A 14457-nucleotide genomic window follows, 5' to 3' on the forward strand; every position below is an offset into this window, starting at 1 on the left:
GGGAGACCGGATCCGGATACCGGATCGGTACCGGGCCGCACGGTCCGAAGGGTGCGTGACTTAGCATCCGTGGCATGACCGACGGCACGAATCCCCCGAGCAACCCGCAGTCCGAGCCCGCCCCGGGGAGCGGCGGCTACGGGTTCCCCCCGGGACCGCCCGCGCCCGGCGGCTACGGCTTCCCGCCCGCCCAGCCGGGCCCGCCCGCGCAGGGCGGTGGCTACGGCTTCCCGCAGAGCGGCGGCTACGGCTACCCGCAGGGCTCGCCCGCGGGCGGCGGCTTCGGCCCCGCGCAGCCGTTCGCGCCGGGCCCCGGGCTACCCGGGCCCGACCAGGGGCTGCCGGTCGTACCCTCCGCGGAGCAGCCGGACTGGGAGGCCATGGCCGACCGGTCGGAGGCCGAGCGGCGCAAGAAGCGGCTGTGGATGATCGGCGGCGCGGTGGCCGTGGTGCTGCTGCTCGCCGGTGGCGGAACGTTCTTCCTGCTGCGGGGCGACAAGCCCGCCGACGACGACCCCAAGGACGTCGCCGACAACCCGCCCGCCTCCTCCGCGCCCGCCACCCCCGACCCCGGCGCGTCCCCGTCCAAGTCCTACTCCCCGACGGTCGCCAGCGACCCGTCCCTGCTCCGCGACAGCGTCGGCAAGACCAGCATCCGGATGGGCCCCGAGGCCACGGTGCCCAAGGTGGGCGAGCGCTTCGAGCTCCACCTCAAGGGCAATCCGAACTCCTACGCCCAGGCCACCGAGGCGGCCGTGGACACGACCAAGAGCTTCTCCCTCTCGGCCCGCGTCAACAACACCTCGCCCGCGAAGGGCGCGCACATCGCCCTCAGCCAGGGCACCGGCGAGTCGTTCTCGTTCGAGCTGGGCGCCGACGAGGTGAACGGCAAGCAGGCCTGGGTGTTCCGCGTACGGACCAACGAGAAGGGCCCGAAGCCCACCATCGTGACCGTCGCCGCCGAGGGGCTGAAGACCGTCAAGGACACGACGGTGCTGACGGCCGTCCACGACGCGGAGAAGAAGATGATCTCCCTCTACGTGGAGGGCAAGAAGGCCGGCGAGGCCCAGATCCCGGGGATCTGGCAGAACGCGGGGCCCTTGCAGCTCGGCCGGGCCCGCCACGAGAACAACTGGGCCGGCGCCTGGACGGGCTCCATGAACTACATCCGGTTCTACGGGACGGCCTTCACCCCGGAGCAGGCCGCCGCGTACCGCAAGGGCGAGCTGGACGACGCGGCGAAGGCCACCGCGACCCACTTCTGGGTCGTCGGCTGAATCAGATCGTGACGCCGGCGTTGCGCAGGAAGGCCACCGGGTTGACGGCCGAGCCGTAGTTCGGCGTGGTGCGGATCTCGAAGTGCAGGTGCGGGCCGCTGGAGTTTCCGGTGTTGCCGGACAGGGCGATCTGCTGCTCCACGGAGACCTTCTGGCCGATGGTGACCTGGATCTTCGAGAGGTGCGCGTACTGCGAGTACGTGTTGTTCGCGTGCTTGATCACGATGGCGTTGCCGTACGCGGGGCCGTCGCCGCCGCCGTTGGGGCCCGCCTTGACGACGACGCCGGCGGCCGCGGCGTGGACCGGGGTGCCGGTCGGGACGGCGAAGTCCTGGCCGGAGTGCTTGTGCGACCACATGCTGCCGCCCTTGCCGAAGGTCGCGGACAGCGTGTACTTCTCGACCGGCTTGTCCCACAGGCCCGTCTTCTCGGCGGCCGCGGCGACGGAGGCCTGGGCGGCGGCCTGCTCGGCCACGAGCTCGGCGGTACCGGCCAGCGCGGTCTGCGTGGTGTCGGCGAACGCGGCGGTCGTCCCGGCCCCCAGAGCCAGCACCGCACCGAGAGCGGTGGTGCCGACGGCGATACGGGTACGACGGGTGCTGACGCGCTTCGCGGACATGAAGCAGACCTCCGGGGCCGGGGACAAAGGCGGTGTCATGCCCGCCACGGGCATGAAGTGACCCGGCACGATGCGGCACGTGCCGGGTTGGCCCACCTTTGGTAACCCGCGGCCCCGGACTTCCCCAAATGTCCCGCTTACTACCGGAGCTCGTAGCCGCACCGGTGTGACGCGGCCGGTTGACTGCCCCCGTCCTGCGGCAAACGTCCCCTCCCACAGCCCATTGGATCTACGAATCCACCTAGTACGTCCGTTTTGCCCTGTGCGGCTTGTCACCGGCCCAGGACCTTCGGCCTGCCCTTCCGGGACCATCGGCACGCAACCGAAAGGGGCGGCCCCGGAACCTCTCGGTTCCGGGGCCGCCCCTTCATACTGCTTACCCGCGGGGCGCTACGCGCCCTTCGACAGGTCCGGGCCGGAGCCCGTGGCCTCGATCGGGGGGAGGTCGGGCAGGGCCGACTTCTCCTCGCCGCGGAAGGTGAACTTGGCCTCCTCGCCGTCACCCTCCTTGCCGACGACCACGATGTGACCGGGACGCAGCTCGCCGAAGAGGATCTTCTCCGACAGGACGTCCTCGATCTCGCGCTGGATGGTCCGGCGCAGCGGCCGGGCACCCAGGATCGGGTCGTAGCCGCGCTTGGCGAGCAGGAGCTTCGCGTCGCCGCTCAGCTCGATGCCCATGTCGCGGTCCTTCAGGCGCTCGTCGACCTTCGCGATCATCAGGTCGACGATCTGGATGATGTCTTCCTCGGTGAGCTGGTGGAAGACGACCGTGTCGTCGACGCGGTTGAGGAACTCGGGCCGGAAGTGCTGCTTGAGCTCTTCGTTGACCTTCGCCTTCATCCGGTCGTAACCGGTCTTGGTGTCGCCCTGCGCCGCGAAGCCCAGGTTGAAGCCCTTCGAGATGTCCCGGGTACCCAGGTTGGTCGTCATGATGATGACCGTGTTCTTGAAGTCCACGACCCGGCCCTGGGAGTCGGTCAGACGACCGTCCTCCAGGATCTGGAGAAGGGAATTGAAGATATCCGGGTGGGCCTTCTCGACCTCGTCGAAGAGGACGACGGAGAACGGCTTCCGGCGCACCTTCTCGGTGAGCTGGCCGCCCTCTTCGTAGCCCACGTAGCCGGGGGGCGAACCGAAGAGACGGGAAACCGTGTGCTTCTCGCTGAACTCCGACATGTCGAGGGAGATCAGCGCGTCCTCGTCACCGAAGAGGAATTCGGCGAGCGTCTTGGACAGCTCGGTCTTACCGACACCGGACGGGCCGGCGAAGATGAACGAGCCACCCGGGCGCTTCGGGTCCTTCAGACCCGCACGGGTACGGCGGATCGCCTGGGAGAGCGCCTTGATGGCGTCCTTCTGGCCGATGACCCGACGGTGGAGCTCGTCTTCCATGCGGAGCAGTCGCGAGGACTCCTCCTCGGTGAGCTTGAAGACGGGAATGCCGGTCGCGGTCGCGAGGACCTCGGCGATGAGCTCGCCGTCGACCTCGGCGACGACGTCCATGTCGCCGGCCTTCCATTCCTTCTCGCGCTTGGTCTTCGCCGCCAGCAGCTGCTTCTCCTTGTCGCGGAGGGAAGCCGCCTTCTCGAAGTCCTGGGAGTCGATGGCCGACTCCTTGTCGCGGCGCACGGCCGCGATCTTCTCGTCGAACTCGCGGAGGTCCGGCGGCGCGGTCATCCGGCGGATGCGCATCCGGGAGCCGGCCTCGTCGATCAGGTCGATCGCCTTGTCCGGGAGGAAGCGGTCCGAGATGTACCGGTCCGCCAGCGTCGCCGCCTGGACGAGGGCCTCGTCCGTGATGGAGACGCGGTGGTGGGCCTCGTAGCGGTCGCGCAGGCCCTTGAGGATCTCGATCGTGTGGGGGAGGGAAGGCTCCGCCACCTGGATCGGCTGGAAGCGGCGCTCGAGGGCCGCGTCCTTCTCGAGGTGCTTGCGGTACTCGTCCAGCGTCGTGGCACCGATGGTCTGGAGCTCACCACGGGCCAGCATGGGCTTGAGGATGCTGGCGGCGTCGATCGCGCCCTCGGCGGCGCCCGCACCCACGAGGGTGTGGAGCTCGTCGATGAACAGGATGATGTCGCCGCGGGTGCGGATCTCCTTGAGCACCTTCTTCAGGCGCTCCTCGAAGTCACCGCGGTAGCGGGAACCGGCGACCAGGGCACCCAGGTCAAGCGTGTAGAGGTGCTTGTCCTTGAGGGTCTCGGGGACCTCGCCCTTGACGATCGCCTGGGCCAGGCCCTCGACGACGGCCGTCTTGCCGACGCCGGGCTCGCCGATGAGGACCGGGTTGTTCTTGGTACGGCGGGACAGCACCTGCATGACCCGCTCGATCTCCTTCTCGCGCCCGATGACCGGGTCGAGCTTGGATTCGCGGGCCGCCTGGGTGAGGTTGCGGCCGAACTGGTCCAGGACGAGCGAGGTCGAGGGCGTGCCCTCGGCCGGGCCGCCGGCCGTGGCCGACTCCTTGCCCCCGCCGGTGTAGCCGGAGAGCAGCTGGATGACCTGCTGCCGGACTCGGTTGAGATCGGCGCCCAGCTTCACGAGGACCTGGGCGGCGACGCCCTCGCCCTCGCGGATCAGGCCGAGCAGGATGTGCTCGGTGCCGATGTAGTTGTGGCCGAGCTGGAGGGCCTCTCGGAGCGAAAGCTCCAGGACCTTCTTCGCCCGCGGGGTGAAGGGGATGTGGCCGGACGGGGCCTGCTGCCCCTGGCCGATGATCTCCTCAACCTGCTGGCGAACAGCCTCGAGCGAAATCCCGAGGCTCTCCAGGGCCTTAGCGGCGACACCCTCACCCTCGTGGATCAAGCCCAGGAGGATGTGCTCAGTGCCGATGTAGTTGTGGTTGAGCATCCGGGCTTCTTCCTGAGCCAGGACGACAACCCGCCGCGCGCGGTCGGTGAACCTCTCGAACATCGTTTATCGCTCCTCAGAGCGGTCGGGCAGTTCGGGGTCGGTCCCCGCCCTGTCCTTCCGCATGCTAGTCCCGCGGGGCGGGACAGCTCATTCCAACTGCCGACATCCGTCCACGGCTCACCCCCACCTTCGTGAGGAAAACCGGCCTGAACAGCCGACAACTGCTCCAACCCGATAGTGGGAGACGATGTTCCCGCAGGCCAGGCAGATACCCGTCATGCGAGTACGCCGATGGCGAACGGGAGCCGGTCAAATCAGCGTGTCGCCCCGATCCACTAGGAATGTCTTACCCGTAAGGGCGGACACTCCATGCCGATGGCACCGGTCCCCTCCGCTAAGGGCGAACACAGTTCCGTCCCGAATGTGGGACTCCACCCCGCGGATGTTTACGTTCCGCATAGGTCCGGGTGCGGTGTGTCACACCGGCCGTAACCCCGGGGCGTTTCGGGAGTTGCTCCCGGCATGGCCGTAACCGCCGTACCCGCCGTCACCGTCCCGCTGCCCCGCGTACCGGCCGAGGAGGAGGCCTACGCCTCCTGGTACGAGCGGGTGCTCGGCTGGGCCGTCACGGGCGGCCCTCCCGCCCAGCTCGTCACGGGGTCCCGTTTCGACGTACTGGAGCTGCCGTCCGACGCGGGGGCGGCGCTGCTGCGCAGGCCGGTCGCCACCGGCCCGGTGGCGCTCATGGGGCGCCGGATGCGGTTCCTGGTGGCCGCGGGGAGCGCCGACGAGCTGGAGGGGCTGCTCGACTGGCTGGAATGGGGCGGGGTCGCCCTGGATCTCGCCGCCCTGGGTGCGGGTGGCCGGATCACCGCCCCGGCTCCCCCGGGGCTGCCCCCGAGCCCTCGGGGAGCCGCCGTGTGGCTGCGGCCCCCCGAGCAGGGGTGCGAGGCCCTGCTTCCCGCCCTGCCGGGTCCCGGCGGGGGCGGCGGGCCCGGTCGCGGGCCCGATCTCGTACGCCTGGTGGCCGCGGCGGCGACGGAATGCCACCGCGCGCGCCTGCGGCGCGGTACGACGCGGACTTCTCAGCCCTTGGCCTTCTCGTAGGCCTCGCGGATCTCGGCCGGGACGCGGCCGCGGTCGTTCACGCTGTAGCCGTTCTCCTTCGCCCATGCGCGGATCTCGGCGGTGTCCGGGCTGCCCGGCGTGGCGGCACGGCCCTTGGCGCGGGCCGCGGACGCGCGCCCACCGGTGCGGCGGCCGCCCTTGGTGTACGGGTCGAGCAGACCGCGGAGCTTTTCAGCGTTGGCGGTGGTGAGGTCGATCTCGTAGGTCTTGCCATCCAGAGCGAACGTCACCGTCTCGTCCGCCTCGCCACCGTCGAGGTCGTCGACAAGAAGGACCTGAACCTTCTGTGCCACCGGGATTTCCTTTCATCGAAAAGCAGTACGCGGAAAGGAAACCGCTTTTGCCTGGAAAACACAAACCCCCGGGGAGAGGTTCGAGACCGCAACAGGGCGGGAAACGTGCGCGATTCGGACATAGGCCACAGGCGTGCGGAGCACGGGAAAAGCCCGCGGTGATCGATCAGAGGTGCAGAAGCATCCGACTGTTGCCCAAGGTGTTCGGCTTCACTCGTTCGAGACCGAGGAACTCCGCTACGCCCTCGTCATAGGAACGCAGGAGCTCCATGTAGACATCGGTCTCCACCGGGGTCTCGCCGATCTCGACGAAGCCGTGCTTCGCGAAGAAGTCCACTTCGAAGGTCAGGCAGAAAACCCGGCTCACCCCGACCTCGCGGGCGGTCCGCAACAACTGCTCCAGCACGCGATGGCCGACGCCGGCGCCCTTCAACCCGCGGTCGACGGCGAGAGTGCGCACTTCGGCGAGGTCTTCCCACATCACGTGGAGAGCGCCGCAGCCGACCACCTGGCGGTCGGAGTCGCGTTCCGCGACCCAGAACTCCTGGATGTCCTCGTAAAGGACGACCGGGGCTTTGTCGAGCAGGATCCGCTGCTGCACGTACTGGTCGAGCAGGCGGCGCAGGGCGGGAACATCACCGGTGCGGGCGCGGCGGATCGTCACTGTTTCTGCGTGTGCAGCGGAAAACTCTCCCATGCGACCGGACGCTATCGCCCCGGCTCCCGCGGGCGCTCGGCGGAGTCCCCTTCGGTGGCCTGGGTCTCCGCGGGTGACTCGTCGTCGTGCTGGACGATCCGTACGGCGTCGCGGAGGGCTTCGCGCTGTTCCGCGGACATCATGCCGAAGAAGGCGACGAGGGCGGCCGCCGGGTTGTCGCTCGTCGACCAGGCTTCGTTCATCAGTGCGGCCGAGTAGGCGGCGCGGGTGGAGACCGCCGTATATCGATAGGCGCGGCCTTCCGCCTCGCGGCGGACCCAGCCCTTCTGATGAAGATTGTCCATAACGGTCATGACCGTGGTGTACGCGATGGACCGTTCCTGCTGGAGGTCTTCCAGTACTTCTCGAACGGTGACCGGGCGGTTCCACTGCCACACCCGCGTCATGACGGCGTCTTCGAGTTCTCCCAAGGGGCGAGGCACATCAGCACGATAGTGCGGCTTGTGGGTAATTGCCCGACTATTCGGCCGACAACGCGCAACAAAATTGGGCGCACGGCGGGAGCCGTGCGCCCTTGGTACCCGGGTGCCTACTTCTGGTGCTGTCGGGCGGCCTCGGCCCGGGCGATCACGGCGTCGACCGCCGCGTCCTCCTTGGCCTTGTTGGCGCCGCCCTGGGTCTTCACGATCGTCACGACGAGAGCGATGAAGAACGCGGCCATGACGACGGGGGGCACGAGCGCGGAGACGTAGTCCATGCCCCCAGCCTAGCTAGCCGGCGGCCAGCCCGGCCGCCGGGGGCGGGGTGGGCTTGCGGCGCGGCGGGAACACCTCGCCGGGGGTCGGGATCGGCCGTGGGCGGGGCTCGGGGGCCGGGGGCTCCTTGGGCTGCGGTTTCGGGCCGGGCGTGGGGGCCGGGCGGCGGTCCTTGCCGCCGCCTCCGCCACCGGCACCGCCGGCCAGGGCCAGCAGCCGGGTGCGGGGCGCGGGGGTGGTCGACAGGCGCCGCCGTACGGAGCGCTCCGCGACGGACTGGGCACGGTCCAGGAGCGCGGCCGCGACCGGGTTGGCCCGCAGGGCGCGCAGGGCGGCGAGGTCGTCGGGCACCGGCTCGTACCCGGCCGCCAGGGCGTCCTGGAGCAGTTCGAGGTATCCGGAGAGGCTGCCGGGCAGGGCGCCCCGGTAGCGGGCCAGATCCGCCAGGAGGAAGGCTCTGAGCCGGCCCGCCTCCTGGACCACGTCGTCCACCGACTGCGCGAGGCGCAGGCAGTCCTGGACTTCCGCGGCCGTGAGGGGGGCCGAGGAGGACTGAAGGGCGTGGGCGAGCGAACGCCTGAGCACGAGCAGCTCAGCAGCGCTGAACGCCATGCCGCCGCGGGATCCGTAGGGCGTGGGCATGGGCCGAAGATACGCGCTAATCGGACAAAATCCCCTGAGGGTGATCGCCTTCGGCGCGGCGAGCCTCAGCCGGTTTCCTTCACGGCCCGGAGGAAGGCGGTCCAGGCGGCCTGGGTGGTGGCGAGGACGAGGTGGGCGGGGTCGGCGTGGTCGGCGACGCGGACCAGTGCGCCGGGGGCGGCGGAGACGTAGACGCAGGCGTCTCCCTCACCGCAGAACGAGGACTTCTGCCACGTGGGCTGAGCGGTCATGGTGTTCTCCTCCGGGCACGGTCGGTAATTCCCGTCGGGGGACGGTAACTCCACGGCGGGGTCCGGCCACAGCCTTTCGATGAATTTCGGCGATTCGTACCGTCGCCGCCGCGCTCCGGCTCGGCTAGAGGCGGGCCGTGAAGGCCGCCACGGCTTCCCGTACGTCCGCCGGGGTCCACGACAGGCCCGGTTCCGTGACCGTCACCTCCGTGACCGACAGGCCCGGCGGGCCGTCGGGGGACCAGCGGTGGAAGAGGGCCGTGCCCGTTTCCTCCGCCTGGCGGAGGCTCGCCCGCCTGAGGTGGTCCGGGTCGTACGGGAGCCAGAGCTGGAACTGGTGGGTGTGCGGTTGCTCCGGGTGGACGCGGAACCAGGGGATCCCGGAGTCCGAGAAGGCCGCGCGCAGCCCGTCCGCCACCAGGCGGGCCTGGGCCACGTACGAGGGGAGCTTCGGGAGCTCCCGTTCCAGGCCGGCCAGGGCGGCCAGGGCCTGCGGGAACTGGCGGAAGACCTGGCCCCCGTACCGGTGCCGCCAGACGCGCGTCTCCTCCACGAAGTCCGCCGCCCCCGCCAGGCAGGCCCCGCTCAGGCCGCCCAGGGACTTGTAGAAGGAGACGTACACCGAGTCCGCCAGCGCCGCGATCTCCCTCAGCGGGCGGCCGAAGTGGACCGTGGACTCCCACAGCCGGGCCCCGTCGAAGTGGACGACCGCCTCCCGTTCGCGGGCCGCCTCCACCAGCGCCTCCAGTTCCTCCCAGGTGGGCAGGAGGAAGCCCGCGTCGCGCAGCGGAAGCTCCAGCATCAGCGTGCCGAAGGGCTCCGGGAGCGAGGCGACCTCCTCCGCGAGCGGCTGGCGGGACTCCGTCGTCGGGTGGACCGGGCGCAGGCCGGAGACCGCCGCCAGCGCGCCGCCCTCCCACCGCTCGGGGTGGCTGTGCGGGTGCAGCGCGACCACCGGGTTCCCCGTCCGGCCCGCCCAGCAGCGCAGGGCCACCTGCTGGGCCATCGTCCCGCTCGGGAAGAACGCCGCGTCCTGCGTGCCCAGCAGCTCCGCGACCCGCCGCTCCAGCTCGGCGACGACCCCGTCGCCGTACACGTCGGCCGGCTCGTCCATGGCGTACAGGGCTTCGGCGAGCGGCGCCAGCAGTTCCGCCACCGTCGCCTCGCGCGGCACGCGCGACAGCTTCCGGTCCGCCCCGCGCCAGGCCGCCACCAGCCGCTTCATGTCCTGCGCCTCGTCCGTCATCCCCGAATCATCGCCGACCGGCCAGAACCCCCAGGAGCTAGCATGGCGGCGTATCGTCCGGTACCCCCCGCGGACTGGAACGGAAGGCCCTCCCCGCGTGAACCCATCTCAGCAGCCACGCCCTGCCCGGCTCGACGTCGGCGTCGTCGGCGCCGGCCGGGTCGGTCCCGCGCTGGCGCGTGCGCTCCAGCAGGCCGGGCACCGGCCCGTCGCGGTGTCCGGCGTGTCCGACGCGTCCGTGCGCCGCGCCGCGCGGATGCTGCCCGACGTGCCCCTGGTGCCGCCCGCGCAGGTGCTGGAGCTGTCCGATCTGGTCCTGCTCACCGTCCCCGACGACGCGCTGCCCAAGCTGGTGGAGGGGCTCGCCGAGACCGGCGCGGTGCGGCCCGGACAGTTGCTGGTGCACACCTCCGGCCGGTACGGGACGGCCGTGCTCGACCCGGCCCGCCGGGCCGGCGCGCTGCCGCTGGCCCTGCACCCGGCGATGACCTTCACCGGGACCGAGGTCGACGTGCAGCGGCTGGCCGGCTGCTCCTTCGGCGTCACCGCCCCCGAGGAGCTGCGGCTCGCGGCCGAGGCCCTGGTCATCGAGATGGGCGGGGAGCCCGAGTGGATCGCGGAGGAGAACCGTCCGCTCTACCACGCGGCCCTCGCCCTCGGCGCGAACCACCTGGTCACCCTGGTCGCCCAGGCGATGGAGCTGCTGCGCAAGGCCGGGGTCGAGCACCCCGACCGGATGCTCGGCCCGCTGCTCGGCGCGGCCCTGGACAACGCCCTGCGCTCCGGCGACGCGGCCCTGACCGGCCCGGTGGCCCGCGGCGACGCCGGTACGGTCGCCGCGCACGTCTCGGAGCTGCGCAAGCACGCCCCGGGCACGGTCGCCGGGTACCTGGCGATGGCCCGCACCACCGCGGACCGGGCCCTCGCGCACGGCCTGCTCAAGCCCGAACTCGCCGAGGACCTGCTCGGCGTACTCGCCGACACCGAGGGTGGGGACCAGTGACCGGTCTGCAGCTGCTGAACACGGCCGAGGAGCTGCACAAGCTGCCGCGCACCGGCCGCCGGGCCGTGGTGATGACGATGGGCGCCCTGCACGAGGGCCACGCCACCCTCGTCCGCGACGCCCGCGCGCAGGCCGGCCCCGGGGGCCAGGTCGTCGTCACCGTCTTCGTCAACCCCCTCCAGTTCGGGGCGAACGAGGACCTCGACCGCTACCCCCGCACCCTCGACGCCGACCTCGCGATCGCCGAAGAGGCGGGCGCGGACGCGGTGTTCGCCCCCGCCGTCGACGAGGTCTACCCGGGCGGCGACCCGCAGGTGCGGATCAGCGCCGGGCCCATGGGCGAGCGCCTCGAAGGGGCCACCCGTCCCGGCCACTTCGACGGGATGCTGACCGTCGTCGCCAAGCTGCTCCACCTCACCCGTCCCGACCTGGCGCTCTTCGGCCAGAAGGACGCGCAGCAACTGGCCCTGATCCGGCGGATGGTGACGGACCTGAACTTCCCCGTGGAGGTGGTCGGCGTACCGACCGTCCGCGAGGAGGACGGGCTCGCGCTGTCCTCCCGCAACCGCTACCTCTCCCCCGTCGAACGGCGCACCGCGCTGGCCCTGTCCCGCGCCCTGTTCGCCGGGCAGGACCGGCTCGCCGCGCAGGCCGCGCTGCGCGCCCGCGCCGAGGCCAACCCGGCCAGCGACGAGCGGGCCAACGCCCTGGCCAAGCTCGGGGAGATCCGCGCCTCCGCGGACGCGCACGCCGTCTCGGCGGCGGGCACCGGGCTGCCGGACGCCGTACGGGCCGCCGCGCTCCACGTCCTGGACGAGGCGAGCCGGCACGAGCCGCCGCTCGCCCTGGACTACCTGGCGCTGGTGGACCCGCAGGACTTCACCGACGTGGGCCCCGACTTCACGGGGCACGCCGTGCTGGCCGTCGCCGCGAAGGTCGGCACGACCCGGCTGATCGACAACATCCCATTGGAATTCGGAGCACACTCGTGAGCACACCGGGCAGAGACCTCCCGTCGGACGGCGCGGGCCCTGGCGCCGGCACTGCCACCGGCATACGGCTGCACGCGCCCGCCCCCGGCTGGTCCGTCGACGCCGACGTCGTGGTGGTCGGATCCGGCGTCGCGGGGCTGACGGCCGCGCTGCGCTGCGCCGCCGCGGGCCGCCGTACGGTCGTGGTGACCAAGGCCCGGCTCGACGACGGCTCCACCCGCTGGGCCCAGGGCGGGATCGCCGCGGCCCTCGGCGAGGGCGACACCCCCGAGCAGCACCTGGACGACACCCTGGTGGCGGGCGCGGGCCTGTGCGACGAGGCGGCCGTCCGGCTCCTCGTCACCGAGGGCCCCGGCGCCGTCCGACGGCTGATCGCCGCCGGCGCCGTCTTCGACACCTCCGCCGAGACCGGCGAGATAGAGCTGACCCGCGAGGGCGGCCACCACCGCCGCCGGATCGCGCACGCGGGCGGCGACGCCACCGGCGCCGAGATCTCCCGGGCGCTGGTCGAGGCCGTCCACGAAGCGGGCATCGAGACCGTCGAGAACGCGCTCGTACTGGACCTCCTGCAGGACGCGCAGGGCCGTACGGCCGGCGTCACGCTGCACGTCATGGGAGAGGGCCAGCACGACGGCGTCGGCGCCGTCCACGCGCCCGCCGTGATCCTCGCGACCGGCGGCATGGGCCAGGTCTTCTCCGCGACCACCAACCCGTCGGTGTCCACCGGCGACGGCGTGGCGCTCGCGCTGCGCGCCGGGGCCGAGGTCTCCGACCTGGAGTTCGTGCAGTTCCACCCGACGGTGCTCTTCCTCGGACCGGACGCCGAGGGGCAGCAGCCGCTCGTCTCGGAGGCCGTCCGCGGCGAGGGCGCCCACCTCGTCGACGCGGACGGGGTCCGCTTCATGCTGGGGCAGCACGAACTCGCCGAGCTGGCCCCGCGCGACATCGTCGCCAAGGGCATCACGCGCCGCATGCTGGAGCAGGGCGCGCAGCACATGTACCTGGACGCCCGGCACTTCGGCGCCGAGATGTGGGAGAACCGCTTCCCCACCATCCTCGCCGCCTGCCGTGCCCACGGCATCGACCCGGTGACCGAGCCGATCCCGGTCGCACCCGCCGCGCACTACGCCTCCGGCGGCGTACGGACCGACCTGCACGGGCGGACCACCGTCCCCGGCCTGTACGCGTGCGGCGAGGTCGCCTGCACCGGCGTGCACGGCGCGAACCGGCTCGCCTCCAACTCCCTGCTGGAGGGCCTGGTCTTCGCCGAGCGCATCGCCGACGACATCGCCGCCCAGGACCGCTCCGGCAACGGCCCCGGCATACCGGTCCCCTCGACCGGCCCGCTCCAGCCGGCCGGGGCGCGGTACGAGATCCAGCGCATCATGACGAACGGCGCGGGCGTGCTGCGCTCCGCCGAGTCCCTGCGCACGGCGGCCGAGGCCCTCGAAGGCCTGTACGCCACCGCCCTGAACGACCTCGAAGCGCACGGCAAGACCGCCGAGCCGGGAGTGGACACCTGGGAGGCCACGAACCTGCTGTGCGTGGCCCGGGTGCTCGTCGCCGCCGCCCGGCGGCGCGTGGAGACCCGCGGCTGCCACTGGCGCGAGGACCACCCGGAGCGGGACGATGCCGCCTGGCGACGCCACCTCGTCGTCCGGCTCTCGGCGACCGAGAAGCGGGCCCTGGTCGTCGTCCCCACCGACTCCGCGGACTTCCCGTCCGTGCACGTACCCCTCAGCACCCAGAGCCTGGAGCAGTGACCGTGAGCACCCCCGACGAACTTCCCCTGATCGACCAGAACGACGGCGGCTGCGGCGACGACTGCGCCTGCGGCGACGGCGAGGAGACCGGCCTGGACCCGGCGCTGGCCCAGCTGCTGGCGGACGCGGGCCTGGACCCCGTAGAGGTCGAGGACATCGCCCACATGGCGCTCTCCGAGGACCTCGACGGCGGGGTCGACGTGACCACCGTCGCGACGATCCCCGAGGACGCCGAGGCCGTCGCCGACTTCGTCGCCCGCGAGGACGGCGTCGTGGCCGGACTGCGCGTCGCCGAGGCCGTGTTCTCCGTGGTCTGCACGGAGGCCTTCGAGGTCGAGCGGCACGCGGAGGACGGCGACACGGTCAAGGCCGGGCAGGTCCTGCTGTCCGTACGCGCCCGCACCCGCGACCTGCTCACGGCGGAGCGCAGCGCCCTGAACATCCTGTGCCGCCTGTCGGGCATCGCGACCGCCACGCGCCGCTGGGCGGACGTGCTGGAGGGCACGAAGGCCAAGGTCCGCGACACCCGCAAGACCACTCCGGGCCTGCGCGCGCTGGAGAAGTACGCGGTGCGCTGCGGCGGCGGCGTCAACCACCGCATGTCGCTGTCGGACGCGGCGCTGGTCAAGGACAACCACGTGGTGGCGGCCGGCGGGGTCGCGCAGGCCTTCAAGGCCGTACGGGAGGCCTTCCCGGACGTGCCCGTGGAGGTCGAGGTCGACACGATGCACCAGGTCCGCGAGGTCCTGGACGCGGGCGCCGACCTGATCCTGCTCGACAACTTCACCGTCCCGGAGACCGAGGAGGCCGTGGCCCTGGTCGCGGGCCGCGCGGTGCTGGAGTCCTCGGGCCGCCTCACCCTGGACACCGCCCGGGCGTACGCGGAGACCGGGGTGGACTACCTGGCCGTCGGCGGACTGACCCACTCCTCCCCGATCCTGGACATCGGCCTCGACCTGCGCGAGGCGGAGTAA

General features: G+C 71.7%; 15 protein-coding genes. 6 read left to right on the top strand and 9 right to left on the bottom strand.

The genetic code is table 11. The features are described 5' to 3' along the window. Positions 1-74: 74 nt before the first annotated feature. Positions 75-1277, top strand: a complete 1203-nt coding sequence (locus ACGFYU_RS08090; RefSeq protein WP_393826445.1) for a LamG-like jellyroll fold domain-containing protein — start codon at positions 75-77, stop codon at positions 1275-1277. A gap of 1 nt (position 1278) precedes the next feature. Here ACGFYU_RS08090 and ACGFYU_RS08095 read toward each other — a convergent pair whose 3' ends face one another. Further along, complete coding sequence (locus tag ACGFYU_RS08095) at positions 1279-1896, bottom strand: M23 family metallopeptidase (RefSeq protein WP_393826446.1); 618 nt, start codon at positions 1894-1896, stop codon at positions 1279-1281. Positions 1897-2286: 390 nt separating this feature from the next. Continuing rightward, complete coding sequence (locus ACGFYU_RS08100) at positions 2287-4812, bottom strand: ATP-dependent Clp protease ATP-binding subunit (protein WP_382637918.1); 2526 nt, start codon at positions 4810-4812, stop codon at positions 2287-2289. Positions 4813-5274: 462 nt separating this feature from the next. Here ACGFYU_RS08100 and ACGFYU_RS08105 point away from each other — a divergent pair, with 462 nt between their 5' ends. Then, complete coding sequence (locus ACGFYU_RS08105) at positions 5275-5859, top strand: SCO3374 family protein (RefSeq protein WP_393826447.1); 585 nt, start codon at positions 5275-5277, stop codon at positions 5857-5859. Here the strand turns inward: ACGFYU_RS08105 and ACGFYU_RS08110 are convergent. The 7 genes from ACGFYU_RS08110 to ACGFYU_RS08140 all read right to left on the bottom strand — a co-directional run bounded on the left by ACGFYU_RS08110 (position 5838) and on the right by ACGFYU_RS08140 (position 9725). After that, a complete protein-coding gene (locus tag ACGFYU_RS08110; RefSeq protein ID WP_393826448.1) occupies positions 5838-6173 on the bottom strand; it encodes an Lsr2 family protein in 336 nt (111 codons plus the stop codon). The genes ACGFYU_RS08105 and ACGFYU_RS08110 overlap by 22 nt on opposite strands. Before the next feature lie 166 nt (positions 6174-6339). Continuing rightward, the gene (locus ACGFYU_RS08115; protein WP_215018697.1) at positions 6340-6870 is read right to left on the bottom strand and encodes an amino-acid N-acetyltransferase; all 531 of its coding nucleotides are present in this window, start codon (positions 6868-6870) and stop codon (positions 6340-6342) included. 11 nt (positions 6871-6881) lie between these two features. Beyond that, the gene (locus ACGFYU_RS08120) at positions 6882-7313 is read right to left on the bottom strand and encodes a BlaI/MecI/CopY family transcriptional regulator (RefSeq protein ID WP_393826449.1); all 432 of its coding nucleotides are present in this window, start codon (positions 7311-7313) and stop codon (positions 6882-6884) included. Positions 7314-7420: 107 nt separating this feature from the next. After that, the gene (locus tag ACGFYU_RS08125; protein WP_393826450.1) at positions 7421-7588 is read right to left on the bottom strand and encodes a hypothetical protein; all 168 of its coding nucleotides are present in this window, start codon (positions 7586-7588) and stop codon (positions 7421-7423) included. Positions 7589-7601: 13 nt separating this feature from the next. Next, the gene (locus ACGFYU_RS08130) at positions 7602-8228 is read right to left on the bottom strand and encodes a hypothetical protein (protein ID WP_393826451.1); all 627 of its coding nucleotides are present in this window, start codon (positions 8226-8228) and stop codon (positions 7602-7604) included. 65 nt (positions 8229-8293) lie between these two features. Then, the gene (locus ACGFYU_RS08135) at positions 8294-8479 is read right to left on the bottom strand and encodes a DUF397 domain-containing protein (RefSeq protein ID WP_393826452.1); all 186 of its coding nucleotides are present in this window, start codon (positions 8477-8479) and stop codon (positions 8294-8296) included. 124 nt (positions 8480-8603) lie between these two features. Next, positions 8604-9725: a threonine aldolase family protein gene (locus tag ACGFYU_RS08140; protein ID WP_393826453.1), complete on the bottom strand. Its 1122-nt coding sequence runs from the start codon at positions 9723-9725 to the stop codon at positions 8604-8606. A 97-nt stretch (positions 9726-9822) separates the two neighbouring features. Between ACGFYU_RS08140 and ACGFYU_RS08145 the strand changes: the two genes are divergently transcribed. The 4 genes from ACGFYU_RS08145 to nadC are packed head-to-tail and all read left to right on the top strand — an operon-like array spanning position 9823 to position 14457. Next, the gene (locus tag ACGFYU_RS08145; RefSeq protein ID WP_393826454.1) at positions 9823-10728 is read left to right on the top strand and encodes a Rossmann-like and DUF2520 domain-containing protein; all 906 of its coding nucleotides are present in this window, start codon (positions 9823-9825) and stop codon (positions 10726-10728) included. Continuing rightward, entirely contained in the window at positions 10725-11720 is a 996-nt protein-coding gene (gene panC, locus ACGFYU_RS08150) for a pantoate--beta-alanine ligase (protein ID WP_393826455.1), read from the top strand. Before ACGFYU_RS08145 ends, panC begins: the two co-directional genes overlap by 4 nt. Next, complete coding sequence (locus tag ACGFYU_RS08155) at positions 11717-13483, top strand: L-aspartate oxidase (protein ID WP_393826456.1); 1767 nt, start codon at positions 11717-11719, stop codon at positions 13481-13483. Before panC ends, ACGFYU_RS08155 begins: the two co-directional genes overlap by 4 nt. Before the next feature lie 2 nt (positions 13484-13485). Next, positions 13486-14457, top strand: coding sequence for a carboxylating nicotinate-nucleotide diphosphorylase (gene nadC, locus ACGFYU_RS08160; RefSeq protein WP_393826457.1), 972 nt, complete (start codon positions 13486-13488; stop codon positions 14455-14457).

This window comes from Streptomyces sp. NPDC048337, from assembly GCF_043201175.1.
Taxonomy (GTDB): Bacteria; Actinomycetota; Actinomycetes; order Streptomycetales; family Streptomycetaceae; genus Streptomyces.